This is a genomic window from Pseudofrankia asymbiotica, from assembly GCF_001983105.1.
Lineage (GTDB): Bacteria > Actinomycetota > Actinomycetes > Frankiales > Frankiaceae > Pseudofrankia > Pseudofrankia asymbiotica.
Genome location: NZ_MOMC01000028.1, coordinates 1 through 26,148 on the forward strand (window position 1 = coordinate 1; position 26,148 = coordinate 26,148).

The 26,148-nt window shown below is 71.9% G+C and carries 20 protein-coding genes, 1 tRNA gene and 3 pseudogenes; 11 read left to right on the plus strand and 13 right to left on the minus strand.

Annotated elements, in window-relative coordinates; all coding sequences use genetic code 11:
* From BL253_RS15070 to BL253_RS15085, 3 pseudogenes are all read left to right on the plus strand, one after another.
* A pseudogene (locus BL253_RS15070) lies at nucleotides 1-509 on the plus strand (hypothetical protein); the annotation flags it as partial.
* A 117-nt stretch (nucleotides 510-626) separates the two neighbouring features.
* A pseudogene (locus BL253_RS39340) lies at nucleotides 627-1,633 on the plus strand (IS5 family transposase).
* 52 nt (nucleotides 1,634-1,685) lie between these two features.
* Nucleotides 1,686-1,928, plus strand: a pseudogene (locus tag BL253_RS15085) (response regulator transcription factor); the annotation flags it as partial.
* 605 nt (nucleotides 1,929-2,533) lie between these two features.
* Here the strand turns inward: BL253_RS15085 and BL253_RS15090 are convergent.
* From BL253_RS15090 to BL253_RS15100, 3 genes are all read right to left on the minus strand, one after another.
* Nucleotides 2,534-4,018, minus strand: coding sequence for an ATP-binding protein (locus BL253_RS15090; RefSeq protein WP_096336009.1), 1,485 nt, complete (start codon nucleotides 4,016-4,018; stop codon nucleotides 2,534-2,536).
* 259 nt (nucleotides 4,019-4,277) lie between these two features.
* Nucleotides 4,278-4,350 (minus strand) — tRNA-Arg (locus tag BL253_RS15095).
* A 170-nt stretch (nucleotides 4,351-4,520) separates the two neighbouring features.
* The gene (locus BL253_RS15100; protein WP_076817429.1) at nucleotides 4,521-5,201 is read right to left on the minus strand and encodes a metal-dependent transcriptional regulator; all 681 of its coding nucleotides are present in this window, start codon (nucleotides 5,199-5,201) and stop codon (nucleotides 4,521-4,523) included.
* Nucleotides 5,202-5,400: 199 nt separating this feature from the next.
* On the opposite strand from BL253_RS15100, the gene BL253_RS15105 reads away from it, so the two are divergent.
* Nucleotides 5,401-5,625 (plus strand): DUF3039 domain-containing protein, encoded by a 225-nt coding sequence (locus BL253_RS15105; protein WP_076817431.1) that lies wholly within the window; start codon nucleotides 5,401-5,403, stop codon nucleotides 5,623-5,625.
* A gap of 107 nt (nucleotides 5,626-5,732) precedes the next feature.
* On the opposite strand, the gene BL253_RS15110 is transcribed toward BL253_RS15105, so the two are convergent.
* Nucleotides 5,733-7,040, minus strand: a complete 1,308-nt coding sequence (locus tag BL253_RS15110) for a C40 family peptidase (protein ID WP_241834814.1) — start codon at nucleotides 7,038-7,040, stop codon at nucleotides 5,733-5,735.
* A 360-nt stretch (nucleotides 7,041-7,400) separates the two neighbouring features.
* Between BL253_RS15110 and BL253_RS15115 the strand changes: the two genes are divergently transcribed.
* The 4 genes from BL253_RS15115 (at nucleotide 7,401) to BL253_RS15130 (ending at nucleotide 13,664) form a co-directional block, all read left to right on the plus strand.
* Nucleotides 7,401-8,744, plus strand: coding sequence for an ammonium transporter (locus BL253_RS15115; RefSeq protein ID WP_076817433.1), 1,344 nt, complete (start codon nucleotides 7,401-7,403; stop codon nucleotides 8,742-8,744).
* A 270-nt stretch (nucleotides 8,745-9,014) separates the two neighbouring features.
* Complete coding sequence (locus tag BL253_RS15120) at nucleotides 9,015-10,586, plus strand: ammonium transporter (RefSeq protein WP_076817435.1); 1,572 nt, start codon at nucleotides 9,015-9,017, stop codon at nucleotides 10,584-10,586.
* Nucleotides 10,587-10,626: 40 nt separating this feature from the next.
* Entirely contained in the window at nucleotides 10,627-10,968 is a 342-nt protein-coding gene (locus BL253_RS15125; protein ID WP_076817437.1) for a P-II family nitrogen regulator, read from the plus strand.
* Nucleotides 10,969-11,222: 254 nt separating this feature from the next.
* Complete coding sequence (locus tag BL253_RS15130; RefSeq protein ID WP_198946275.1) at nucleotides 11,223-13,664, plus strand: [protein-PII] uridylyltransferase; 2,442 nt, start codon at nucleotides 11,223-11,225, stop codon at nucleotides 13,662-13,664.
* 120 nt (nucleotides 13,665-13,784) lie between these two features.
* Here the strand turns inward: BL253_RS15130 and BL253_RS15135 are convergent, their stop codons facing one another.
* The gene (locus BL253_RS15135) at nucleotides 13,785-14,267 is read right to left on the minus strand and encodes a DUF1003 domain-containing protein (protein ID WP_076817441.1); all 483 of its coding nucleotides are present in this window, start codon (nucleotides 14,265-14,267) and stop codon (nucleotides 13,785-13,787) included.
* Nucleotides 14,268-14,423: 156 nt separating this feature from the next.
* Between BL253_RS15135 and BL253_RS15140 the strand changes: the two genes are divergently transcribed.
* A complete protein-coding gene (locus tag BL253_RS15140; RefSeq protein WP_076817443.1) occupies nucleotides 14,424-14,918 on the plus strand; it encodes a DUF6328 family protein in 495 nt (164 codons plus the stop codon).
* 189 nt (nucleotides 14,919-15,107) lie between these two features.
* Here the strand turns inward: BL253_RS15140 and BL253_RS45370 are convergent, their stop codons facing one another.
* From BL253_RS45370 to BL253_RS15185, 8 genes are all read right to left on the minus strand, one after another.
* The gene (locus BL253_RS45370) at nucleotides 15,108-15,818 is read right to left on the minus strand and encodes a helix-turn-helix domain-containing protein (RefSeq protein ID WP_081438337.1); all 711 of its coding nucleotides are present in this window, start codon (nucleotides 15,816-15,818) and stop codon (nucleotides 15,108-15,110) included.
* Between the two features lie 167 nt (nucleotides 15,819-15,985).
* Nucleotides 15,986-16,348, minus strand: coding sequence for a cupin domain-containing protein (locus BL253_RS15150; protein ID WP_076817445.1), 363 nt, complete (start codon nucleotides 16,346-16,348; stop codon nucleotides 15,986-15,988).
* 93 nt (nucleotides 16,349-16,441) lie between these two features.
* On the minus strand, nucleotides 16,442-16,888 hold the full coding sequence (locus BL253_RS15155; RefSeq protein WP_076817446.1) for a MerR family transcriptional regulator: 447 nt from the start codon (nucleotides 16,886-16,888) through the stop codon (nucleotides 16,442-16,444).
* A gap of 130 nt (nucleotides 16,889-17,018) precedes the next feature.
* A complete protein-coding gene (locus BL253_RS45375; protein WP_081438338.1) occupies nucleotides 17,019-17,657 on the minus strand; it encodes a MerR family transcriptional regulator in 639 nt (212 codons plus the stop codon).
* A 223-nt stretch (nucleotides 17,658-17,880) separates the two neighbouring features.
* Nucleotides 17,881-18,357 carry a peroxiredoxin gene (locus BL253_RS15165; RefSeq protein ID WP_076817448.1) on the minus strand — a complete coding sequence of 159 codons (477 nt, stop codon included), beginning with the start codon at nucleotides 18,355-18,357 and terminating at the stop codon, nucleotides 17,881-17,883.
* A gap of 199 nt (nucleotides 18,358-18,556) precedes the next feature.
* Nucleotides 18,557-21,418, minus strand: coding sequence for a WD40 repeat domain-containing protein (locus BL253_RS15170; protein ID WP_131831498.1), 2,862 nt, complete (start codon nucleotides 21,416-21,418; stop codon nucleotides 18,557-18,559).
* 383 nt (nucleotides 21,419-21,801) lie between these two features.
* Entirely contained in the window at nucleotides 21,802-23,220 is a 1,419-nt protein-coding gene (locus BL253_RS15180) for a dipeptidase (RefSeq protein WP_076817454.1), read from the minus strand.
* Nucleotides 23,221-23,374: 154 nt separating this feature from the next.
* On the minus strand, nucleotides 23,375-23,629 hold the full coding sequence (locus BL253_RS15185) for a hypothetical protein (protein WP_241834815.1): 255 nt from the start codon (nucleotides 23,627-23,629) through the stop codon (nucleotides 23,375-23,377).
* 242 nt (nucleotides 23,630-23,871) lie between these two features.
* Here BL253_RS15185 and efeU point away from each other — a divergent pair, with 242 nt between their 5' ends.
* Together efeU and efeO are read left to right on the plus strand one after the other, a co-directional pair.
* A complete protein-coding gene (efeU, locus tag BL253_RS15190; protein WP_081438339.1) occupies nucleotides 23,872-24,795 on the plus strand; it encodes an iron uptake transporter permease EfeU in 924 nt (307 codons plus the stop codon).
* 76 nt (nucleotides 24,796-24,871) lie between these two features.
* On the plus strand, nucleotides 24,872-26,035 hold the full coding sequence (efeO, locus tag BL253_RS15195) for an iron uptake system protein EfeO (RefSeq protein ID WP_076817458.1): 1,164 nt from the start codon (nucleotides 24,872-24,874) through the stop codon (nucleotides 26,033-26,035).
* Nucleotides 26,036-26,148 lie beyond the last annotated feature (113 nt).

The window sequence follows — 26,148 nt, forward strand, 5'->3', positions numbered from 1 at the left end:
GGTCGAAGGCGGACGTCATCCCCGCGTCCGAGGCCGCGGAGACCGGCGTCCACGGCGCCGGCCCGGGCCGAGAACGACTCGCCCTCGGTCTCTACGCCGCGGCTGCGATCGCCGCCGGGCTCCTGCTCCACCACACCGCGCAGACCCCGCACGCCTCTCCGCTCGCCGCGGAGGAGTCCGGCGGATCAGCCTCCAACAACATCCAGCTCACGCCTGCTCAGGCAACCGCCCACTTCCCACCGGCCGATGTCGCGAGCCTCAAGACGGTCGTCGACGACACGCTCACCAAGGTGGACGCGGGCGACCAGAGCGGAGCCACGGCTCGGATCAAGGATCTCGAGACGACCTGGGACGACGACGAGTCCAAGCTCAAGCCCCTGGACGGTAACGCCTGGACGTTCCTCGACGGTCGGATCGACGACGCCCTGACCGCACTGCGGGCATCCAACCCCGACCCCGCCACCGAGAAGCAGGCGCTGACCGCGCTGTCGACCTCCTTGGGCGGCTGACGGGCTATCTCAAGATCACGACACGGCCCCGCGCGCCCAGCTAGGGCGCGTATCTGGTTGTGATCTCTCTTCGTGATCCGTCTTCGTGGTGGATCAGGGTCGGGTAGATCGTGATGTATGACGCGGGTGCAGCTGACGGACCAGGAGTGGGCGTTCATCGAGCCGTATCTGCCGATCGGGGAGTTCGGCCCGTACCCGGCGCGGTTGCGGGCGCAGTTCGAGGGTGTGGTGTGGCGGTTTCGGACGGGTAGCCAGTGGCGGGAGATCCCGGGCGAGTTCGGTGCCTGGTCGACGGTGCACAACCGGTTTCGGCAGTGGCGGGACGCCGGGGTCTTCGTGGCCCTGCTCGAGGGGATGATCGCCGAGGCGGGGCGGCGTGGGGTGGTGGATCTGTCGCTGGTCAGCGTGGACTCGACCACGGCCCGGRCTCACCACGACGCGGCCGGGATGCATCTGACCGAGGACGTGATCACCGCGTTGGAGAAGGCCGCGGCCGACCAGGAGGAGAAGGCTCGGGAAAAGGGGGCGACACGGAAGGACAAAACGGGCCGGACGCCATAGAGGACCCCGGGCGGGAGAGTCGACGACGGGTGCGGCGTCGACGCCGGGTCCGGCTGGGTGCCGCGTTGCTGGGACGGTCGCGGGGTGGGCAGACCAGCAAGGTCCATCTCGCCGCCGACCGGCGGTGTCGGCCGTTGGCGTTCGTGCTGAGCGCGGGTCAGGCCGCGGACAGCCCGCAGTTCATCCCGGTGCTGGCGAAGGTCCGCGTTCCCGGGCCTGCCGGTCGGCCTCGGACCCGGCCCGGTGCGGTCGCCGGAGACAAGGCGTACTCGTCTCGCGGTAACCGTGCCTACCTGCGTGGACGTGGGATCACCGCGGTCATCCCCGAGAAGGTCGACCAGGCCGCGAACCGCAGGAAGAAGGGACGCGGCGGTGGGCGGCCCGTCCGCCACGACGCCGAGCTCTACAAGGAGAGGAACACCGTCGAACGGCTGATCGACAGGCTGAAGGCCTGGCGAGGGATCGCCACCCGCTACGACAAGACACCAGGCAGCTACCTCGCAGGCCTCCACCTCCGCGCCTCCATGATCTGGATCAAGGAACTCGCACAATCCACCCAATGATCACAACCAAATACACGCCCTAATGCCGACCCCCGAACAGGCCGACGCCAGGGCCGCCACGCTCGCCGCCCTCACCGACCGCGAGCACGACGTGCTGCTCCTGGTGGCCCAGGCCCGCACCAACCGCGAGATCGCCGATGAGCTGCACGTCTCCGAGGCCACGGTCAAGGTCCACGTCGGGCGCATCCTGGCGAAGCTGGGCCTGCGCGACCGCGTCCAGACCGTCGCCTTCGCCTACGAGACCGGCCTGATCACCCCGAGTGCGGGCTACCGCCCGCACGGCGCCGACCACTGACGGCAAGCCCTGACCCGCTCAGGCGTTCATGCTGACCGGAGCCCCGAGACCCCGCGGGCGAGAAGCAACTCGGCTGCGGGAAAGTTCCCCTGAGCTGAGGCCCGATCTGGTGATCGTGCGGGCGATCCGGCGTCGGCGGGCGCTGGGCACCAAGACTCGACGATCATGTGCAGTAGCGCTCTCGTGGGACGAGTCGAGCAACAGCACCCGATGCCCCAGCCGCCGGCCGAAGTAAGTCGGAGGTTCGGCTGGCCGTCGAGGTGCTTGCTGCGGTTACCCCGTAGGGCACGAACCTGCGCCTGCTCGTAGTCAGCAAAACTGCCGGTGKCCACGGGTGCGGTCCGCCGCAGGCCGGAGCGGCCAAAGCTGGCCGCGATATCGCTCACCATGCTTGACCAGCACAATAGCCACACGAAGATCATTCTTCTGTGCCCCCGGCAGGAATCGGACCTGCGGCCTACCGCTTAGGAGTGCCACGGTGGCACGTCCGCCGGGCTTCGTGGCGGTCCGCGATGCACCCGAGACGATGCCACGACGTGGTCCCGACCGTGCCTGAACTGTCCTGAACGAGACCAAGACTGAGACCAGCAAGTAAGCCGGTCAGGCTATGGCCCTGTCTGGCTGGACGATACTTCGCGTGGTGCAGGCCACTTAGGCGCTCGCTGGTAGACGGTCACCTGGCCCTTGCCGCCCCGTTGAAGCACCAGCCCACGATCGCGGAGGCGGCGCAGGGTTTTGCGGAGGTTCGGTGCGGAGAGTCCTAGCTCGTCGGAGAGTTCGTCGACGGTTTTCGCCCGGGTAGCGAGGGAGTCGTAGACGCGGCCCTCTGTTGGTCCCAGCTTCAACGTGGCGGCTGTCGGCACCTCGGAAGCCTTGGCGACGTCAGGCGCGTGCGCGTGGAGGACGACGGTGAAGCGAATACCGCTGTCGATGTAGTGGGCGGGCGGAAGTCCATTTTCGGCGAGGGCCTCGTTGATGGTGGGTATGCCAGTGGCGAGGGCCTCGACGACGCGTGCACCGGTTTCTGGGGCTCGGACGTGCTGGCAAATAGAGATGAGCCTGGCGTTCCGGGCCGAGGTCACGGCATCGCGGCCGAGACGGTCAACCGTAATGCCGTACAGACCGCCGGGGTTGCCGACGACGAGCCGGTCTCGTAGCAGGCGCACCTCGACGGCGAGTCCGGCTGACCAATGATCGAGGTCCCGGTGAATCAGCGCGTTGGCTACCAGCTCACGAAACGCGACGAGCGGATAGACCGGACGGTCATGGACCGATCCGTCCATCTCGGCGACGATGGCGGTGTCGAAGGTGCGGCGAGCCCATGAGAGTGCCGTGTCGAGCATGCGGGGGATCGGCCCGCTGATCGTGATCTGGTTGCGTRCCCTCGTCGCGGCCGAGTCGGTTGGCAGTGGCTGCGCGGCGGCTTGGACGACGTACCGAGGAAACCACTGCTGCGGATGAACTCCCAGCGCGAGGAGTCCGGCGACGGTGGGCTGCCCCGCGCCGACTGTCACACCAGCTCTTCGCAGCAGTTCGGCGTCGTCGCGGAAGCGGCCGAGGCCGGACGGGTCGCGATCCCGCACCGAAGCGAGGAACGCGTCCACGAGTTCGATGTCGAGGTCGTCCAAGGTGCCGTCGTCGACAGGTGATCGATCAAAGTGCGGTGGGCGGCGTCCCGCGAGGAAGCCTTGCTCCTCGAGGTCGGACAGGGCGTAGTCGCCGTCGTATGCGCGCAGGTATGCGGTGCCTGTAGCGGTGACGCGACACGGCTTGGTTGACCGGTCGCACTCGTGGACCTGCGCCACGATGACAGGGGCGCCGTCTACCTCGGCATCGTCGATGGTGAGACGGACCGGCGGGGTGAAGGCGCGGGCCTTGGCGGCGAGGCCCTGCTTGAGCGTCTGCACGTCATGCAGGCCGACAGCGCGGAAGCCGGTCTTCTCGTCGAGGCCCAAAATGATCGTCCCGCCGCCTGGCTGGTTCGCCAGCGCGCTGAGCGTCGAGGTCAACGAGCTAGGCAGACCGCCTGCRGCGGACTTGACCTCGACCTCGGTACTGTCGCCGCCGGCCGCGCGCAGCCGCCTGATCATCTTGTCCACGTCTTGAGGCACGCCTAAATGTAACCCCAAATGTAACTGCGAGGGTTACATTTAGAGTTACATTTCCTTGACTGTCGACATGATCTTGTTGCCGCCGGCTCGCTGCCCGCCGTCGACCTGCACCTGGAGCTGGCAGGAGATCATACTGGTGCCATCTCCGGACGGCCACGTGTCTGGGTAACCGGCGGTCAGGCCTAAATCGACCCTTGAGTGCTCGCTGAGTCGTGCTTRCGACCTGGGCTTTTGCGAGTGCCCCCGGCAGGAATCGGACCTGCGGCCTACCGCTTAGGAGGCGGTCGCTCTATCCACTGAGCTACGAGGGCCTGGCGGTCTCCGCGGCCACGGAGATCGTCCCGGGTGGGGCGATCTTGGGTTCACGGTGACCAGGCAAGGATACGCCGCCCGGGTGGCGGATCGGGGGCATGGTCGTTCTACGTGGGCTCGGAGCGCGAGACCGGGGGCCGTGGGGTCTCGCGCCACGGGCCGGGCGCGGTCAGGGGTCGACGTAGACCAGGGAGGCGGTGCGGCGGTCGATCTCGGAGGGCCTGTCGGTCTCCTGGCGGATGCTGACGAGGTCGCCGTGGGACTCGACGACGATCGGGGCGCCGGGGATGATCCCGTTCTCCTGCAGTCGTCGCATCGTGCCCTCATGAGCCTGTAGCCGCTCGGAGATCCAGCCCACCGTGACCGGCCTGCTCTTGCCGCCGGCGAGGTCCGCGCTGGCGAGGAGGCTGGTCGGGGAGCCGTTGCCGCCCATGAGCTGGTCGATGGGGGGTGGGATCTCGTTCCCGAACGGGCATCGCTTGGGATCGCCGAGGATCACCGTGAGCCGGGCTTCGACCTCGTCGGAGATCACGTGCTCCCAGCGGCAGGCCTCGTTGTGGACCAGCGCCCAGTCGAGGCCGATGATCTTCGTGAGCAGCAGCTCGGCGAGCCGGTGCTTGCGCATCACCGCGGTGGCCCGGAGGAGCCCCTTCTCGGTGAACTGGACCGTCCGGTCCTCAGCGAGGGACACCAGTCCCTCGTGTGCCAGCCGAGCCGTGGACTCGCTCGCGGYGGGGGCGCTGACGTGCAGCCGCTCTACCAAGCGTGCCCGTAGCGGCGGGATGCCCTCTTCCCGTAGCTCGTACAGGGTACGGAGGTACATCTCGGTACTGTCGATCAGTGCAGTCACCGGTCTCCTTCGTCCACTCCTAAGAGTACGCCGCCTTCCGCTGAGGCAAGAGTCGAGTGGGCCGCGTCGGTGGTGCCGACTGGTCCTCGCGTCCCGTGTCCTCGTGTCCGCGCGTCCTCGCGCGCGAATTCTGCCCCGCGTTCCGGCCGCGCGGCGGCCCAGGGGTGGCAGGCGGGCCGCCGCGACCTACACTCGACGGGTGAGCACGACGCAGATCCGGCCAGAGACGTCCGATACGCGCACCGGCGAGGGTGACGACCACGCCCACTTCGCCCGCCGCGAGGAGATCGTCCGTGCGTCCATCGAAGGCGGCCGGGTGACCGCCCTGTGTGGGTACAAGTTCGAACCCGTCCGGGATCCTCAGCGATTCCCGGTCTGCCCGCGCTGCAAGGAACTCATCGACATGGCCGAGCAGTTCGGGTAGCGCGTCCAGGGTTCCGGCGTCCACCCGAATCTGGATGACTCCCKGAGCCTGGTTCCGCGGGTCCCGGCCGGCGCCGGCGCGGCCAGCGCTGGACCGGGTGGGTGGRCTCAGCCGAATGGGCGGACGGCCCCCTGGAAGCTGGACCACCACACGCTCTCCACGCGGACGACGGCGCCGGTGTGTGGAGCGTGGATCATCTGGTCGTTGCCGATGTAGATGCCGACGTGATCCAGAGATCCGTTGAAGAACACCAGGTCGCCAGGGATGAGCTGGTCACGGGACACGTGCCGGCCGGCGTTCCACTGGTCACCGGTGTAGTGCGGAAGATGGACGCCGGCCTTCGCCCACACCCACTGCGTCAGGCCCGAGCAGTCGAACTCGTTCGGCCCCTCCGCCCCCCACACGTATGGCTTGCCGATCTGCCGGTACGCCTCGGCGACGGCGGTCGCCGCGCCGCCGCTCCCGGCTACCGCGGGCGGTGGCGGCGGCGGAGGCGCGCCAGCCGCTGCCGCCGGTACGGGCGGGGCGGGGCTGGCGGGCGTGACCGGGGCGGCCGGCGTGACCGGGGTCGCGGCGAAGGTGTCGGTCGCCTGCTGGACCAGGCTGGACTGCTGGCGCAGCCTCGTCTGCTCGGCGGCGGCGGCCTGGGCGACCCGCGCGGCCTCGGCGGCCGCGGCCTGCTGCCGCGCCTGCCGCGCCGCGGCCTCCCGCGCTCTGGCCTGCCGTTCCAGGTCGGCCTGCTTGACGATCAGGCCGTCGAGCAGGGTGCGCTGCGAGCCAGCCGACGTCTCGATGATCTTTTTCTGATCGGTGACGGCGTCGAGGGCGCTCTGCGCGTCCGCCATCGTCGTGCGGGCGGTGGCGCGTGCCTCGGTCAGGTCGACGCGGGCCAGCCGTTCCCGGGTCTCGGCGAGTCCGGCCCTGCGCGACAGCGCGTTCAGCGCGCCGGCCCGGTCCAGTGCGCCGCCCGGATCGCCGGTGAGGATCGCCGACAGCGTGTCCAGCCCGCCGGCGCGGTACGCGGATGCCGCGAGCCCGCGCCTTTCCTGGACGGCGTCCTGGACCGCGGCGTCGGCCCGGTCGACGCGCCCCTCGGCGTCGTCGACCGCGGCTCTCGCCTGACCGAGCCGGATCCGACCCGCGTCGAACGCCTCGGTCGCCTCCGACAGCTTGGCGTCGAGATCCGCGAGCTGGCCGCGGGCCGCCGCGATCTGGGCCATGATCCCGTCGATCGTGTCGGATGAGCCATCGTCGCCTCCCGCCGAGGTGCTTCCGTCGGCCGACGGAGTGACAGGGCTCGCCCACGCGGGGGCCATGCCGGGGGCGAGGAACAGCCATCCGGAGATCAGGAAACCCACCGACACCCGGACGCCGGCCGGCCGGCCGTGCCGCGAGGGCCGTACGGGCCGCGACACGGCCCGTTCGAGCCAACTCCTTGTCCTCAGTGAGCTTTGAGACGGACCACTGCCCCTATGGGAGCCCTCCGATGGCGTGGTGCGCACGGCGCGTCACGCTAACTGTCTGAAGTTGGACAGTCACGCATCCGCGCCGGGTGACACGTAGGGTTCCGAAGGATCTACAGCCGGCACACCCGAGTCGACCACGACGCGCCCAATTTGGCGAATTCACACACAAGAAACAGGGCGGTCACTGGTCCGGAACACGCCCTGAAGAACCTTCGACTCCGGAGGATCCGGGACGAGTGCCGCGGGCAGCGAACCGGTGGACGCAGTCCGCGCGRCCGCTCGCGCGGGGGGAAGAACGACGGGAGAGATATGTCCCAAMAGGAACTAACGGACGCTGTCACCAACGCGGGGCTGTCCGCCAACGACGCGTGGTTGCTCACCAGCGCGGCGCTGGTGCTCTTCATGACGCCGGGTCTCGCCTTCTTCTACGGTGGCATGGTCCGCACCAAGCACGTCCTGGGCATGCTGATGCAGAACTTCTTCTGCATCGGAATCGTGACCCTGCTCTGGACGCTGGTCGGCTACAGCATCGCCTTCGGGCCGGCGACGAACGGCTTCTTCGGAGGCTTCGACTTCGCCGCGCTGCAGAACATCGGCGACCACGTCACGGCCGTGTACAACCCCGAGGGCGGCGGCGTTCACACCGTCGTCTTCATCGCCTTCCAGATGATGTTCGCCATCATCACGCCGGCGCTGATCACCGGTGCGAGYGCGGACCGCATCAAGTTCGGCGCGTTCGTCGTCTTCATCGCCCTGTGGTCGATCCTGATCTACTCGCCGATCGCGTACTGGGTCTGGAACGTGAACGGCTGGCTGTTCCAGAAGGGCGCGCTCGACTTCGCCGGCGRCACGGTCGTCCACGCGAACGCCGGTGCCGCGGGTGTCGTCCTGGCACTCGTGCTCGGCCGTCGCAAGGGCTGGCCGGGTGGGGACTTCCGTCCGCACAACGTGCCGTACGTCGTCCTCGGCGCGAGCATCCTGTGGTTCGGCTGGTTCGGGTTCAACGCCGGTTCGGCCCTGGGCTCCGGCTCGCTGGCCGCGTGGGCGTTCCTGAACACCCAGATCGCCACCGGTGTCGCCTCGCTCGCGTGGGTCGCGGTCGAGTGGCTGCGTGACGGCAAGCCGACCACCCTGGGTGCTGCCTCCGGTGCGGTCGCCGGTCTGGTCGCCATCACCCCGGCCTGTGGTTTCGTCTCGCCGATGGGCTCCATCGCGATCGGCGCGATCGCCGGTGCYGTCTGCGCCCTGGCCACGGCCATCAAGGGCAAGGTCGGGATCGACGACGCGCTCGATGTCGGTGCCGTCCACCTGGTCGGCGGTGTTCTCGGCGCCCTGCTGATCGGCTTCTTCGGCACGGTCGACGTGAACGCGGCTGGCAAGGACGGCCTCTTCTACGGCGGTCCGTGGAGCGTTCTCGGCTACCAGGCGATGACCGTCGGTGCCACTGTCGGCTACTCGGCCGTTGGTACCGCGATCCTCGCCCTGTTCGTCAAGTACGTCCTGAACGGTCGCCTCAGCGATGAGCACGAGGAGATCGGCCTCGACGAGGCGCAGCACGGCGAGACCGCGTACCGGTTCAGCTCGGTCGGCGGCGGGGGTTCCCTCTCGTCGGCCGTCTCCCCGGTCAAGGTGCCCGAAGAGGCGCAGGCCTGAACTGACGGGCCAGCGCCGCGAGTCTGACGGAGGCGGACGAGCTCGTCTCGTCGCCGCCCGGTAGGCATACAGCACAGAAGGTGGGGGTGCGTCGGTACCAGCCGGCGCACCCCCACCTTGCTGTATCGGCCCGGTCGCGGTCCCGTCGGTTCGCGTCGATCGTCCGACGCGCCCCGGTACGGGGCCACGTGCCCTTTGAGCACCCAGTGAGGAGGATGCACACACTCCCGGGCATGCTGCCCGGAGCTGGCGCGTGATCGGGGGAGGCACATGAACGCGCACATCGTTGATCCGCGGTTGCACGGAGCGATCGTTGACGCCCATCTGTCCGCGAACGGCGCCTGGTTGCTGGTGAGCTGTGCGCTCGCGATGTTCGCGGTACTGGGTCTGGCTCTTTTCCACGGCGGCCTGGCCCGTACCGGGCACGTCCTGGGCGTCCTGACGCAGAACCTGGTCTGCGTCGGGGCCGGCACGCTGCTGTGGGTGCTGGTCGGCTACACGATCGCGTTCGGGCCCGGCGGCAACGGGGCGTGGGGCGGTCTCGGCGCCTTCGCGCTGCGCCACCTCGGCGATCCGGTGACAGCGCCCTACACCGCCGAGGGCGGTGGCACCCCGACGGTGATCGTCCTCACCTTCCAGCTGATGCTGGCGCTCCTCGCCGCCGCGCTGGTCACCGGGGCGACGGCTGGGCGGCTTCGGCTCGGCGCGCTCGCCCTTCTCGTCGCGCTGTGGCTGGCATTGGTCTACGCGCCGGTCGCGCACTGGGTCTGGAGCCCGCACGGCTGGCTGTTCCGGCTCGGCGCGCTGGACTTCGCCGGCGGTACCACGATCCACGCGAGCGCCGGCGCCGCTGGCGTCGTGCTCGCGGCCGTGCTCGGCCCCCGTCCTGGCCCGCGGGGTGTGTGGCGGGGCGCGGGGCGCCCCGCGCGCGGCGCGGCCCTGGCGCCGGGCAGCGGCGCCGCGGCGCGACCGGGCGGCGTCTCCAGGCGTTCGCCAGGCATGTTCAGAGGGCTGCCGCACAACGTGCCGCTGGCGCTGGTCGGCGCGGGCATCGTCTGGGTCGGCTGGTTCGGGGTCACGGCGGGCTCGGCGCTCGGCTCGGGCGAGCTCGCCGGCTGGGCGTTCCTGAACACGCAGCTCGCCGCCGCCGCCGGGATGGTCTGCTGGCTGATCGTCGAGTGGTCGCGTGACGGCCGGACGACCCCGGTCGGCGCGGCATCCGGCGCCATCGCCGGGCTGGTCGCCATCACCCCCGCGAGCGGTTTCGTGGCGCCGATGGGCGCGTTGGCGATCGGGGCGCTCGCCGGGGTCGCCTGCGCTTTCACCACGGCTCTCACGGGCAGGGCCGGGATCGACGACGCGTTCGACGTCGGCGCCGTCCACCTCGTCGGCGGTGTGCTCGGCACCCTGCTCGTCGGCTTCTTCGCGACGGCGGACACAGGCGGCTCGATCAACGAAGGCCTCGTCTACGGGGGGTCATGGGGGCTGCTCGGCAGACAGGTGCTCGCGGTCGTGTCCACGGTTGGTTACTCAGCCGCCGTCACACTGGTTCTCGCGCTGGCGATCCGGAAGGCGGTGACCGGCCCGGGGGAGCGTCGTAAGAATCATGTCAGGCATGCTGGCCTGGCGGTCGCCGCTCTTCGGACCCGGCTGCMGGAACGTTCACCAGCCGCGCGCTTCAAGCCAATCTCTCGGCTCTCGCGAAACGGCGGGGATGGGGAGCCGATCAGGGCCGGCCGGYCGTGGCGAAAAGAAGAAGCGAACTGGCTGACTTTGTCCGGCGATGACGGTAGCGTCGCCGCCGTCAAATCGGTCAAGATACCCGAGAGGACGCAGACCTGAGCGAGGGGGCACAGGTCTGTCAAAAAGAGGAGGAAAAGTAATGACCAAGCTTGTCACCGCGGTGATCAAGCCGTTCAAGGTCGACGACGTCAAGGCGGCGCTGGAGGCCCTGGGTGTGCACGGACTGACTATCTCCGAGGTTCAGGGCTACGGTCGGCAGAAGGGGCACACGGAGGTCTACCGAGGCGCCGAGTACAAGGTCGACTTCGTTCCGAAGATCAAGATCGAGGTTGTTGCCGATGACGAGGCCGTCGATGGTCTCGTTACCGCGATCACCACCGCGGCGCAGACCGGCAAGATCGGTGACGGCAAGGTCTGGGTGGTCCCGGTCGAAACGGTCATCCGTGTACGGACCGGTGAGCGCGGCTCCGACGCCCTGTAGCACCGAGGAGCGCCGGAGCCTCCGGGTCCGACCCCGCGAGAAGTTCTGATCGCTCCTTCTCTGCTTCGGTAGCGCGACCGACCGTGATGGGCGGGGGTAGGCCAGGACTGGCCTACCCCCGCCTTGTCCGCTCGTCGCGCTGCGCCGGCGCCTACCGCCGTCCTTGTTGACAGGCGGCACAGGTGTCCGTCGCGTAAGGATCTGACTTGTATGACGGATCTGGAGGTGGGCGCGCGGTGGAGCACGGGGTGGACGTGGCGGCCGGGCTCGCGGCGCTGCGCGGGCGGGACGACGCGTTCCCAGATCTGATCGGGGCTCCGCTGCGGGCGGCGCTCACCGAGCGTGCCGACGCCGCGCTGCGGGCCCTGTTCGGCGATCCGGGCCCCGGCGCCGCCCTGCTCGCCGTGGGTGGCTACGGCCGCGGCGAGCCGGCCTTCGGTACCGACCTCGACCTCGTGCTGCTGCACGACGGCCGGCGCGGCGCGCGTCCCGTCGCCGAGGTCGCCGACGGGATCTGGTACCCGATCTGGGACGCGGGTGTCGGCCTCGACCACAGCGTCCGCACGGTCGAGCAGGCCGTATCGGTCGCCGATGGTGACATGAAGGCGGCCCTCGGCCTGCTCGACGCCCGCCTGATCGCCGGTGACGAGGCGCTCGCGGCCAGGCTCACCGAGACTGTGCGGGCCCGCTGGCGCGCCAAGGCCAGCCGCAGGCTGCCCGAGCTCGCCGAGCTGCACGCCGAACGCGCCCGCCGGTGTGGTGAGGTCGCGTTCCTGCTGGAGCCCGACCTCAAGGAGTCCCGCGGCGGGCTGCGCGACGCGCAGGCGTTGCGCGCGCTCGCCGCCGCCTGGGTCGCCGAGGCTCCTGGCGAGCGGGTGCTCGCCGCCCAGCGAATGCTGCTCGACGTCCGCGGCGAGGTCCGCCGGCTCGCCGCCGGCCGTGACCAGGACCGGCTGCTGCTCCAGGACGGCACCTCGGTCGCCGCGGCGCTCGGCTACCGGGCCAGGCCGGCCGAGACCGAGACCGACGATCGCGAACCCGCCCAGCCCGGCGAACCCGCCCAGCCCGGCGAGCCGGCCGAACTGGGCAGGCCAGGCGCGCTCGGTGAACCGGACTCGTTCGCCCTCGCGCACGCCATCGCCGACGCCGGCCGGACGATCTCGTGGACGTGGGACACCACGTGGCACCGGGTGTCCGCGGCGCTGCGCTCCCAGTCGCGCTGGCGCTCGCGCCGGCCGATACGCCGCCCGCTCGCCGCCGGGGTCGTCGAGCAGGACGGCGAGGTCCTGCTCGCCAGGGACGCGGATCCCGCCACCGACCCGACGCTGGTGCTGCGGGCCGCGGCGGCCGCCGCCCGCGCCGGCATCCCGCTCGGCCGGTTCGCGGTCGACCGGTTCGCCCGCGAGACGCCGCCGATGCCGGACCCGTGGCCGGACGCGGCCAGGGACGCCTTCGTCGCGCTGCTCGCCGCCGGCGACAACGCCGTGCCGGTGCTGGAGTCGCTCGACCAGGTCGGCCTGCTCACCCGGATCCTGCCGGAGTGGGCCGCGGTGCGCAGCCGGCCCCAGCGCAACCCGTACCACCGTTACACCGTCGACCGGCACCTGCTGGAGGCGGCGGCGCGGGCGGCCGACCACACCCGCGACGTCGACCGCCCCGACCTGCTGCTGCTGGGCGCGCTGCTGCACGACATCGGCAAGGGCTATCCCGGCGACCACACCGACGCCGGCATCGTCATCGTCGAGAAGCTGGGGCCCCGCCTCGGCCTGCCGCCGGCCGACGTGGACGTGCTGATCGCGATGGTCCGCCACCACCTGCTGCTGCCGGACGCCGCGACCCACCGCGACATCGACGACCCGGCCACGATCGAGGCGGTCGCGGCGGCGGCCGGCAGCGCGCAGGTGCTCACCCTGCTGCACAAGCTGACCCAGGCCGACTCCCAGGCGACCGGCGCGACGGCGTGGAGCGCCTGGAAGGCCCGCCTCATCAACGACCTGGTCACCCGCGCGCTGGCCGTCCTCGGCGGTGGCCCGGTGCCGTACCCCGGCGAGCTGACCGACCGCCAGCGCGCCCTGCTCGAGCTGCCCGACGAGCACCTCGTCCAGGTCAACGGGCTGCCCGACGAGGGCATGTACGAGATCGTCGTGCTCGCGCCGGACCACGTGGGCCTGCTCGCCGTCACGACCGGGGTGCTCGCGCTCAACCGCCTCGACGTCCGGCGCGCCTCGGCCCGTGGCGCGAACGGACGGGCGCTGCTGCAGGCCGCCGTCGCCGGGCGGCACGGTCGTGAGCCCGACGCGAGCCGGCTGCTCGCCGACCTGCGCCGCGGGCTGGAGGGCCGGCTCGACGTCGGCGGCCAGCTCGCCGCCCGGGAGGAGGCCTACGCGACCCGCCGTCCGTGGCGCACCCCTGGCGCGCCGCGGGCGACGTTCGACGACTCCGGGTCGAGGACGGTGCTGGAGGTGCGCGCCCCCGACCGGGCCGGGGTGCTGTTCCGGATCGTGGGTGCGCTCGCCGAGGTCGGCGTCGACGTGCGGACGGCGATCGTCGCGACCATCGGTCTCGACGTCGTGGACGCCTTCTACATCCAGGAGCCTGACGGCGCCGAGGTCGTCGGCGAGGCCCGGCGCCGCGAGGTCACCGACGCCGTACTGGCCGCGCTGGCCGTCGACTCCGACGAGCCGCCCGCGGCCTGAGGCCGGTCAGCGGTCAGCAGTCGGCGGTCAGCGCGGCGGGTGTCAGTGCGGCCGGTGGTCAGTGCGGCCGGTGGTCAGTGCGGCGGGCTGTCAGTGCGGCGGGCGGTCAGTCGGCCGGCCTCAGGGCGCGGGCGTGCCGGTCTGGCGGAGGATCTCCTGGACGCGGACCTCGACCGCGGCCGGGTCGATGCCCAGTTGCCGGCCGATGTGCGACGACCAGACCTCGGACCGGACGGTGGTCGCGTAGTCCAGGTCCGCGCGCACGTTCTGGCGGCGGGTGTCCCGGTTCTGGCTGATCATCACGAACGTAGACAGGAAGATCGCCTCCAGACTGACGACCATCGTCAACAGGCCGTAGGGAAACGGGTCGAAGATTATCCTGTCGCCAAAGGCGCCCTGGTTGAGCAGGATCCAGCCGGTGAACCAGACGAGGTGCAGGTAGACGAACGACATCGAGCCGGCGAAGCCGGTGACGGCGTCGGCGAACCGCTCCTGACCGGTCCGGCGCTGCGCGAGCAGCATTCGCTCGTTGAAGACCTTCGGATGGTGCCTGCCGCTGTGTGGCGGCGAGCTCGTGCCCTCGCCGTCCGGTGTGTGCGTCACGTCCCCATGCTCGCAAGCCGGGCGGATGGGGCGGTTCGGCGCGGAGAATCTCACGTCGTGGGACGTGGATCGCATGCCATGGTGGTCCGGGGCGGCCCGGTCTGGCGATTGCGCAGATGATGACGCCTCTGCCTGGGGCGGGCAGGATGGGACGGCATGAGCGTCGACAGTGCCGCCGGCCACTCCGGGGAGACGCTGGACCACCGGCGTGACCGGAACTGGACCGAGCTGCTACAGGAGCTCCGCGTCGCGCAGACGGGCGTGCAACTGCTTACAGCCTTTCTGTTGGCGCTCCCGTTCCAGGAGAAGTTCTCGGACCTCACCTCGAACCAGCGGGTGCTCTACCTGGTCGTCGTGCTGCTCGCGGTCGCGGCGACGGGCCTTCTGCTGATGYCGGTCAGCCTGCATCGGGCGGTGTTCCGCCGTCACCAGAAGGAACTGCTCATCCAGGCGGCGAACGCGCTGGCGCAGGCGGGGCTCGGGCTGCTCGCGCTCGCCGTCGCCGGCGTCGTCACCCTCATCTTCGACGTCGTCGTCGGCACCACCGGGGGGATCGTCGCCGGTGCGCTGACCTTGCTGGTTCTTGTCCTGCTCTGGGCCGTCATTCCCGCGATCGTCCGGAGGCGGGCGGATGCGGGGACACCGTCGTAGCCAGGGCTGGCCGCGGCGCCACACGACCGGGCCGGGCCCGCGGGCGGTAACGGTAACGGTAAACGGGGACAGCGCCGTCTAGCCCGCCGCGCTGGTAGTCCACCGCACTGGCCCAACAGCGGCCACTCAAGCCCGACGGCGGCCGTGGCCGGGTCAGCTGCCGCGAGTCGGGCAGCGGCCGCGGGCCGCTCAGAGCGTGACTGTCGCCCAGACCGCCAGGCCGCCGACACGGCGAGGGGCGTGCCCGGCCGCGCGAGGGTGCCCCGAGACGCGCCGGCCCGCCGCGCACCCGGACCGGGCCGCCAGAGCGGGAGTCCGGCCCGGGGCCGTGGGGACGATCGGTGCCAGAGCCTGGCGCGGACCGAAGCCGCCCGGTCGCCCGTGTCGCCCCCGGCCCCGAAGCGCGCGCAGTGGCCGAGCGGGTGGCGTGTGCGCGGCGCCGACGTGGCAGGTCGGGCCCGGCTGGATGGGCGGAGTCGGGACGGCCTGCTCGGCGGCGCGCACGATCCGAACCGGGGCCGCGGGAGACAGCGGCCGTGCCGCCGCGGCCGGCCTGGCGACCGGCGCCTTCGCGCCCGCCACCGGGCGGGTGGGCGCCGAGCCGGCGACCGGCCGAACCGGTGCCCGGGAAGGCTGCTGGCGGGGCTCCCGCTCCACCAGCTCGCGGCGTACCTGCTCGAGCAGGTCGCTCAGGCGGATGCCCAGCCCGCGGCATACCGCGGCGAGCACCTCGGACGACGCCTCCTTGCGGCCACGCTCCACCTCGGACAGGTAGGGGACGGAAACCCGCGCCGCGGCCGCCACATCACGCAGCGTCCGGCCCTGGCTCATCCGGTAGTCGCGTAGGGCGTCCCCGACCAGCCGGCGCAACAGCGGCGGTGACTCACTCGATGTCGTCATCCGTCGCCTCCCGCCGCCACCAGCCTCGTCGCGTTCGCCTTCCAGAGCCAGCCAGCCAGCCGGGAAGGCGCCGCGACGGTTTCCCCTGATCGTAGTCGGCGCCGGTCCCGCCGCGACCCCGACGTGGAAGTCCGCGTCCGATCCGGTGCTCCGGTGGCGGATGGAGTTCAGGCGTCGCGGTGGACGGTGTCCGGAGCGAAGGCGGGCAGGCAGACCGAGATGTAGTCGGCCCCGTCCGCGCCGCGAGTGCTGTACCGCACCCACTCGCCGGCCGCCGTGTGGACGGCCTCGCCGGCACCGACCTCGATCACCCCGTCCGAGTGCTCAACGGTGAGTGCGCCGCGCAGCACCAGCGTGTACTCGTCGAACTCGGGCCGCTGGCCAGGCTCCTCCCAGCCGGAGGGGCTGGTCATGTGCGCGATGCTCACGCCGGACGAGCCGGTGTTCACCTTGCCCACGTACTCGCGGATGATCTTCGGTAGGGTGCCCGCCGCTTCGACGATGGTCGGCTTCTGAATAAAAGTCGGCATGCGGACCATCATCGCCCCAACCTCGTCGTCCGACTTCGCTGGGAGCCGGCCGGCGCACGGCCAGGCGGCGGCGGAGGTGGAAAGCCGCGAGGACTAGTCGCCGGCCGCGCGGCGGGCCCGGTGAGCGTCGTCGTGCAGGCCATGCAGGAACGACTCGGCGATGCGGACCTGCTCCTCGAGGGAACGCAGCTTCTCCTCGCCGAGGGCGACCCAGGTGTGCAGCCGGTCGAGGAGCTCCTCGCGCCGCTCGGGAGGAGTGCCGGCGCTCGTCGCCTCGTCGCGCAGGGCGATGAGAGCGCGCATCTCGTCGAGGGCGAAGCCGAGCGGCTTCATCTTCTTGACCAGGAGGAGACGGTCGACGGCGTCCTCGTCGTACAGCGGCGCCCCGGCTCCGTCCTCGGCGACGGCGGCGAGCAGGCCGGCCTCGGCGTAGAAGCGCGTCGTGCGCAACGACAGGGTGACCTTGTCCGCTACGTCGCCGATCGGGTAGACCTCGGGTCCGGCGCTGGCGGCGGACGGGATGCTATGCGTGCTGGACAACTGAACCCTTATCGATGCTGGAGGCGGGACGGGTGGGCTCGGCGGGTGCCGCTGGCCGGGCGTGGGCGCACCCGGCGTCCGTTACGCGTCGGCTGGTGACCGCTCGTGGCGGCGCCGGCGGCGCGAACGGTCAGGTCCGGTCGGGGCTCGTCTCGGTCGAAGGCGCGTCGTGCTTGGGGCCGTCTGGGTGGTGAGTGGTGGCGGCGCGCACCATGCCGTCACTGTCACCATCGTCGCAGGTCGCGGCGCTCTCACCGGCGATGGGGGCGGTGTCGGTGGCACCGGAGTGGGGGACGATGTCCGTGAGGTCGTCCGGGTTGTCGGGCAGGCGGGACGCGTCGTCGTGCAGGCCCGCGACGAAGTCCGCCGCGATCCCGGCCCGTGCCCGCAGGTCGGCGAGCTTCTCCTCCGCGAGCGTCGCCCAAGTCCTCAGCCGCTCCCGCAGCTCATGCTGACGGTCCGCGGTCAGGTCCGGCAKGCGAAGCTCGTCACGCACCGCGAGCAGGGAGCGCATCTCCTCCAGCGTGAAGCCGAGGGGCTTCATCCGCTTGATCAGAAGCAGCCGGTCCAGGGCGTCCTCGTCGTAGAGACGGAAGCCACCCTGAGTCCGTCCGACCGGGGTCAGCAGCCCGGCCTCCTCGTAGAAGCGGACCGTGCGCAGAGACAGACCTACCTGCCGGGCCACATCCCCGATCTGGAGGACGGTGCTCGGGGCAGCCGTGGCCGCATCCTTCGCGGACGCGTCCGGATCCCGTCGGGCGGTGAACAAGGCTGCCCCCACCTCACTGTCGAGTTCCGAATACCGAAGACCGGCGGCCTCGCCGGTGACTTTACGACAGTTGGCCCGAACCCGGCACGTCGACCGCGCCAGGCCGAAACGGTTCTCGGCGGCCTCGCTGGCCGGGGCTCAGCGGGGCAGGGGATGGAAGCTCCGCCGGGGCGCGCGGAGACGACGGCGGAGCCTCGCGGCCGGGACGACGGCCGGCCGTCGGTCACCCCAGCCGGGCGAGCTCCTTGCCGATCTCGGCGGCGGTGGCATAGGTGACGCCGATCAGTCCGACGTTCTTCCAGCGCAGCACGCCGTCAGCGTCCACGAGGAACACCGAACGGCGCAGCCCAAGACCGGGCATCGCGATCCCGTACTGGCGGATCACGGCACGGTCCGGGTCGGCCAGCAGCGGGAAGGACAGGGCGCGATTCCTGGCGAACCGCTCGTGGCTGTCGAGGTCCTGCGGGCTGATGCCCCAGACCTGGGCGCCGACGCCCGAGAACACCTCCATGCTGTCCGCATACGAGCACAGCTGCTTCGTGCAGACCGGCGTCTCGTCGCCGGGGTAGAACGCGAGCACGATCGGGGTGCCCTTGGCGACGGAAAGGGTGTAATCGGAACGGATGGTCTCGCCCTCGTGGACGACCAGGCCGGAAAGGGTGAAGTCGGGGGCCTGCTGGCCCACCGTGGGGGTCGCCATCTCAGCACCCGGCCGAGGTGTCGGGAACCGGAGCCAGCGCTGGCATCGGAGTCTCCTGTCGATGTCGGGTTCGGCGGTAGTCAGGCCACACAACGACCGCGGACAGCGTCAGTTGCCCTTATGCGCCATGGCGTACCAGCCGCGCAGCCTAGATGACGCAGGCGGCCAGCGCGGGCGCTTTAGGTGACGTGCACGTTTCTTATGGTGCCGGGTGCGTTGATTCGGACACGTTCCAAGGACTGGTGACGACGGTTTCGGACTCGCCGTCCGCGTAGCCGCCCATCCCGTCGTCCTCGGCCCTGACGGCATCGGCGCCGACGAGGCCGAGCGGGAGCGTGGAGCTCGGCGGGTCGGCGCCCGCGTCTCGCGACTGCTCCCAGCTCGGCTCGGCGGCGTTCGTTCGCGCCGTCGTCGGGTCGGGCGCCGTCGGGTCGGGCGCCGTCAGGTCGGGCGCCGTCAGGTCGGGCGTCGTCCGCGGCCCCGGCCGGACCGGGCGGCTCGCCGAGCGCGTGTGCGCGCCGCGCGTCCGCCGGCCAGCGGACCGGCCGGCGGGCGGACCCGCGCCGGCCGCCTGGTGTGGGCCGACGGCCGACGGCGCCCAGACGGCCGCCGCCAGCGCCACCCCCATCGCCGCGACCAGTGCCAGCACGACGATCAGCCCCGTGGCCAACAGCAGCACCGGGGGCAGCCCCAGCTGGTGACCAAAGACAAGCAGACAGCTCAGGCCGATCGCGATGCCCCCGACGACCGCCGCCCGACCGTTCGTCCGCCGCTCGCGGCGGCGCCTGCCCGGCAGCTCGATGCCCGCGGTGGCCGGCGCGTGCGCCGTCGGGCGGAGGGTCCTGAGCGGCTCGACCCCGACCGCGGTCCTGGTCTTCCCCACGGCGTCGGTCTCCGCGTCGGCCCGCGCCGCGTCGGTGTCCGCCGCCGCGCGGCCATCCGCGCTGGCCGGCTCATGAGCGTCCCGCTCGGGCGCGGCCAGCGCCGTCGGGCGCAGCAGGGTCACCGATCCATCGAGGCTCGCGACGGCGAGCAGCTCGCGCTCGGGGGCGAACGCGACGGCGGTCACCGGCAGCCGGGTACGTATCCGCCCGACCGCCGCGGTCGGGTCCCGCAGGTCCCACAGCGCGACGTGCTCCGCGCTCACGGTGGCCAGCCACCGGCTGTCCGCGCTGAAGGTGACCGACGTGACCCAGCCGGCGTGCGCGTCGATCGAGGCCCGCGGCGCCGGCGCCGACGGGTCGATCGTGTGCCAGAGGTCGACGGCGCCGTCGAGGCGTCCCACCGCCATGGTCCGGCCGTCCGGCGCGACCGCCACGGCGAACAGCGGGCCCTCGCCGGCCGTCAGGTGCATGCGGCGCACCGGCGTGGCCGAGACCTCCCAGAACTCGATCCGCTCGCCCGCGGTCGCGAGCCAGTGGCCGTCCGGGAAGATCGCGGCGGCGCGGATCAGGCGTGAGTCACCCGCGCGGCCCAGCGGGCGGGGGTGGGTGGGGTCGGCGACGTCCCAGATCCGGGCGGCCTCCGCGGCGAAGGCGGCGGCGAGCCGTCGCCCGTCCGCCGAGAAGTGCAGCCCGGTCAGCCCCCCGGGATGGGCGAGCAGCCCGCGCGGAACAGGTCCGGCCAGCTCCTCGATCTCCCAGAGCACCGCGTTGGTGTCGTCATGGCCCGTGGCCAGCCACGTGCCGTCGGGTGAGAACGCCACGACCGGCCCGGCCGCGAACCTCGTCGAGACCTCCCACATCCGCGCGGGCACGCCCGGATCGGCGACGTTCCACAACCGGACGAGGCCGTCGCCGCTCGCCGTCGCGAGCCGCCGCCCGTCCGGCGAGAAGGCCACCGCGTAGACCGGCGCGAACCGCCGGTCGATGTTGCCCCTGGCCCAGGCCGGCCGGGACCGTGAGCGTCCGGCCGCCTGCCAGCGCCGCTCGGACGGCCGGGGTGGAGCCGCCGGCCAGATCAGGGCGGGCAGCAGGTATCGGCCCCGCGGCCGGGCCGCGGTCTCCTCCCAGTCCACGGCGGGGAGCCAGCGCCGAAACCGCGGCTGGCGCAGCGTCCGCTCCCAGCTCATGTCCAGCGACCAGCGCAGCGCCCGCGGCCCGCGCCGCGAGGATGGCTCCCGCCCCGACCGTGACCAGGTCGCGGGCAGTGGGAGGCCTGCCCCCCGCCAGTCGTTCCAGGGCCACCGGCGCGGCCGGCGCCGCAGCACCCCGACGACCGCGAACCCCTCGTCGGCCTCGGCCACGCCCGGCCAGGTCGTGTCGGCCGCCGCGGCGGACCGCTCCGCGGCGGCCACGGTGGCGCTCCCACCGGTGGCGCTCCCACCGGTGGTGCTCTCACCGGTGGCGCTCCTACCGGTGGCGCTCCTACCGACTGGAGCCGCGGTGGCCCGGTCGGCTGGGTCAGCACCCCCAGGACTCGTCGATGCGGTGGCATCGTCCGGCGCGCCGCCAGGAGCGGTCGGGCTGTCCCACCCGCGGTAGGCGAGCGGAACGGTGAGCGGCCCTGTCTCGCCGGCCATAGGCGTCAGGAACGGGCCGTCGATCGGGGGGAGGATCAGGGGGCCGGTGTCCAGGGGGGGTGTCGGGATCGGGACCGGGCCGGTCGTCGGGTCATCCGGGATCAGCAGACGGATCAGCTCACTGAGATCCCCCGTGCCCGTCGGGCTGAGCGGTGAGGAGACCCGGGTCTCGACCGGCTCCGGCGTCGCGTCGGCGAGTCCGGCCATTCCAGCGCCGGCCCGCTGGGCGGCCCTGCCCGGCGCGGGACCAGCCGTCGCCTCCGGCAGCGGCGACCGCGCTGTCGCCGTGGCGGGCGCGGCCTTGGCGCGGGCTGGCCGGGCTCGGGTCGCCTTGGCCGCCGAGGGAGCCGGCTGCCGCACAGTCGGTGTCTCGTCGGCCGTGGCCTGGTCGGCCGGCGCCACCGTCGAGACCGTCGTGCCCTTCACGGCCGGCGTCTTGGCCGGCGCGCGCCGAGGAGCCCGCTTGCGGGCCGGCACCGCGGGCACGGCCTCGGTCTCAGCCGCCGGGGCCGGCGAGGCCGGCTGGGTCCCGGTCGTCAAGGCCTGGGCCACCGCGGGCTCGGGAGAGGTGACGGACGCGGGCGTGGGTGACACAGGCACGGGCGGCGCGGTCGTGGGTGACGCGGTTGTGGGCGACAGGGCCGCGGGGGGCGCGGGCTGGGTGGACGCCTGGCCGGTAGGCGCGGGCTGGACGGGCTGGGGCTGGGGCTGCGTGGGCTGGTGCTTCACCGACTGGGGATCCGGGGGCGGCGCCTTCACCGGCGGGGGTTCCAGGGGCATGGCCGACGTGGCCTCGTCCCCCCGCGGTCCCATGACCCCCAAGAATGGCACCGCGCGACGCCAGGCGCGGAGCTGGGTTGCCCGTCTTGCGAGGTGATTGTGGTACCCGCCCTATGTCGATCATGATCCGTCTCTCCCGCTGGTCAGCCCGTTGTGGGATGGCCGAGCAGGAAGAGGGCCTCGGCGAGGGCGATCTGCTCGATCTCGCTGGGGGCGACGCTCTCGTTGGGGGCATGGATGAGGCAGGCCGGCTCGGAGACCCCGATCAGCACGATCTCGGCGTCCGGGTAGGTCCGCGCGAACGTGTCACACAGCGGGATGCCGYCGCCCTGCCCCGCGGTGGTGACCGGCCGCCCGTAGGCAGCCGCCAGCGCCGCTGTCATCGCGCGGTAGCCAGGCCCGTCGGTCTCGGCCCGAAACGACGCGCCGATGCCCTCCAGCTCGACCTCCACCCGGACACGCCACGGAGCGACCGCGCGCAGATGCTCGGCGAGCAGGCCGTAGGCGGCCTCCGGGTCGACGCCCGGCGGGACCCGCAGGTTCAGCCGGGCCGCGGCGGCCGGCTGCACCGCCGACGGCGCACCGGTCAGCGGGGGCACCTCCATGCCGATGACCGTCAGCGCCGGCCGGGCCCACAGCTGGTCGGCGACGGTGCCGCTTCCGAGCAGGCCCACGTCGGGCAGCACGTGCGCGTCGGCCCGTAGCCGCTCCTCGGGGTACGGCTCGCCGTTCCACACCCCGCCGTTGGCGAGCCCGGGGATGGTGACGTCGCCCGCCTCGTTGTGCAGTGTCGCGAGCATCGCGACCAGCGCCAGCAGGGCGTCCGGCGTGGGGCCGCCGAACATGCCGCTGTGCATGCCGCTGGTACCGGTCGTCACGCGGACGACGGCGCTCACCAGGCCGCGCAGCACCGTCGTCAACGTCGGCACGCCCACGGCTACGTTGCCCGAGTCGCAGATCACGATCGTGTCCGCGGCCAGCGGGCCCGGGTTCTGCTCGACGAACCGCTCGAGCCCCCCGGTGCCCTGCTCCTCGGAGCCTTCGACGACGACCTTGATGCCGACCGGCGGCGCGGCCCCGACCGCCCGCAGCGCGGTGAGGTGGGCCATCAGGTTGCCCTTGCAGTCGGAGGCGCCCCGGCCATACCAGCGGCCGTCCCGCTCGGTCAGCGTGAAGGGCGGGCTGTCCCAGCTCGCCTCGTCGCCCGGAGGCTGGACGTCGTAGTGGGCGTAGAACAGCACGGTCGGCGCGCCGGGGGGCGCCGGCCGGTGGCCGATCACCGCTGTGGAGCCGTCCGGCGTCTCCACCAGCCGCACGTCCGGCAGCCCGGCGTCGCGCAGCGCGTCCGCGACCAGGCCCGCGCAGCGCACGCAGTCCGCCGACGGCCCCAGCCGGGGATCGAAGACGGTCGGGATGGCGACGAGCTCGGCGAGCTCGTCGCGGACGCGCGGCATCAACGCCCGTACCCGTCCCGCGACGTCGGCGGTGAGCTCGGCCGGTACGCCGCCGAAAGGCTCCTGGGTGGACGGGCCGGCGGGCACGCCGGGGGTGGCGGCTGGCATGGCCTCATCTGACCACGGCCCCCACCGCCTCCGCCGAGCGGGGAGACGCCACGCCAGGAGACAGGACGCGGTGGCTGGGTTGTCAGGGGACCACGGCCGTGCGGGGGAAGGTGGCCCTAGGTCCCGCCCGGGCCACCACACGGCCGTGGTCCGTCTAGGGGATCGGCGGCTCGCCGAACGGGGTGGTGCTGGGGCCGGGGGTGGGGCGGTCGGGAGCGGCGGGGCCGGTGCGGATCTGGATGGTGCGGACCGAGCGCCAGTTGACGAGCATCGTGTGGCCGTCCGCCAGGTAGAGCTGCTCGACCTCGCAGCGGAAGACCGCCTGGGCGACGCGTCCGCGGAGCTCGTCCGGGTCGGTGTCGGCCGGCAGCTCGAACGTCTGGCCGTCGATCACGATCCGCACTTCCACAGGCTCAACGGTCGCACATGTGTTCGATCAGGGCAACGCTGTGGGCGTCTCGGCGTGGCGGCGTCGCGTGGTGTCCGACTGGCCCATAGGTGCGGGTCCCGTTGTGTCGGCCCGCGGGTACCTTGCGCCTGCCCTTAGGTAAGCCTAATTTTGGCAAGGTTAACCATAGTTTTTGCTCGTCAGCGAGTCGCGAGCGGCCGTCGACGTACTAGTCCTGAGTAAATCGTGAGGGAGGACCGTCGGTGCTTCCGACCTTTGTGATCGGCCTGCGCGAGGGGCTGGAAGCCTCTCTGATCGTTGGCATCGTGGCGGCGTTCCTTCGCCAGAGTGGCCGACGTGACGCCCTGCGGCAGGTGTGGATCGGCGTCGCGCTGGCCGTCCTGCTCTGCCTGGGCATCGGCATCGCCCTGCAGGCGCTGGACCGGGAGCTGCCGCAGCGCCAGCAGGAGGAGCTGGAGACCGTCATCGGGCTTATCGCCGTGGCGATGGTCACATACATGGTTGTCTGGATGCGGCGGCACTCGCGGGACCTGAAGCGCTCGCTGGAGACCGCGACCGCGTCCGCCCTGGAGACGGGGTCGACCAGGGCCCTGGTGGTCATGGCCTTTCTCGCGGTGCTGCGGGAGGGCTTCGAGACCGCGGTGTTCCTGATCGCCGCCTTCAACGCCAGCACGTCGCCGGCGGCCGCCGGCGGCGGGGCGCTGCTCGGCGTGCTGGTCGCGGTCGTCGTGGGCGTCGGTATCTACCGGGGCGGCGTGCACATCAACCTGTCTCGCTTCTTCCGCGTCACCGGGCTGGTCCTCGTCCTGGTCGCCGCCGGGCTGCTGGCGACCGCCGCCCACACCGGCCACGAGGCCGGCTGGCTCGACGCCGGCCAGAAGAGGCTCTTCGACCTGTCCTGGCTGGTGAGACCGGGCACACCGCTGGCGAGCGTGCTGACCGGCGTGCTGGGCCTGCAGCCCCGGCCAGTGGTCGCGGAGTTCATCGCCTGGATCGTCTACCTGGTCCCGCTGGCGCTGTTCGTCGCCTGGCCCGCGCGACGACGCCCGCCGCGCTCCGCCGCGGCGGAGCCCGCCGCGGCCGGGGAAGGTTCCTCGGCGGTCACCGAGGACCAGCGGGCCGGGGCACGGCCCCTCCCGCGTGACGCCTCGGCAACGACGCCGTAGAGCCGGGCCGCCCGGGCGTGGTTCTTCCGGGCGCCCTTCCGATGACTGTTCTCATTTTCGATCTGGGGGTACTTTCGTGCGTCGCGCACCACTCGCGCTCAGTGCCATCGCCGCCGTCGTCGCCGTGAGCGCCGCCGCCTGTGGCAGCGACTCGTCGGACTCCGACACGGCTGACGGCGGCAAACAGACCGTCGCCGTGACGATCACCCCGCAGGGGTGTACGGCGGATCCGGCGACCATCCCGGCCGGCCCGACGACATTCAAGATCGCCAACAAGGACGCCGACGCCATCACCGAGGTCGAGCTGCTCAACGGCGACACGATCCTCGGCGAGAAGGAGAACCTGACGCCCGGCCTGTCGGGCACCTTCTCGCTGAACGTCAAGGAGGGCAAGTACCAGCTCTACTGCCCGGGAGCCGAGGGCGGCGAGGACAAGGAGAAGACCGACTTCGTCGTCACCGCGGCCAAGGCCGGAGCCACGGCCAAGGCGACGTTGCCGGCGGGGGTGACCGAACAGCTCAACAAGGCGGCCACCGACTACGCCGTCTACGTGCGCGCCCAGGTCGCCGAGCTGGTGACCAACACCGCGCCGTTCGTCGCGGCTGTCAAGGCCGGTGACATCGCCAAGGCCGCGGAGCTCTACGGCGTCCCCCGCCTGAACTACGAGCGGATCGAGCCGGTCGCCGAGTCGTTCGGGGACCTCGACCCCGCCATCGACGCCCGGATCGACGACGCTCCCGACCCGGCGACCTGGACCGGCTTCCACCGCCTCGAGAAGGCCATCTTCGCCGACAAGTCGCTCGACGGGATGTCGCCGATCGCCGACCAGCTCGCGGCCGACGTGGGCAAGCTCAACACGCTCGTCGCCACGACCACCTTCCAGCCCGCGCAGGTGGCCAACGGCGCGACCGAGCTGCTCGACGAGGTGGGCCTGACGAAGGTCACCGGCGAGGAGGAGCGGTACAGCCTCCTCGACCTCCTCGACATGCAGGGCAACATCGACGGAGCGGACAAGGCTTTCACCCTGCTGGAGCCGGCGCTCCAGAAGCTGGACCCGACGCTGGCCACGAACGTCCGGGCCCGCTTCACCGACATGTACAAGGCGCTCGACCCGTACAAGGAAGGCACGGGCTACGTCTCGTACGACAAGGTCACCGAGGACCAGCGGCGCGCGCTGACGCAGACCGTCGACGCTCTCGCCGAGCCGCTGTCGCAGGTGGCCGGCACGGTCGTGCAGTAGGACCGGCGCGGCCGGTCGTGCGTCAGGAGTAACGGCCGATGGCTGCCCGGGCCAGGCCCGGGCAGCCATCGGTAGCAGGCGGCGGCGTTCGTCGAACGTCCGCCGGAAACCAG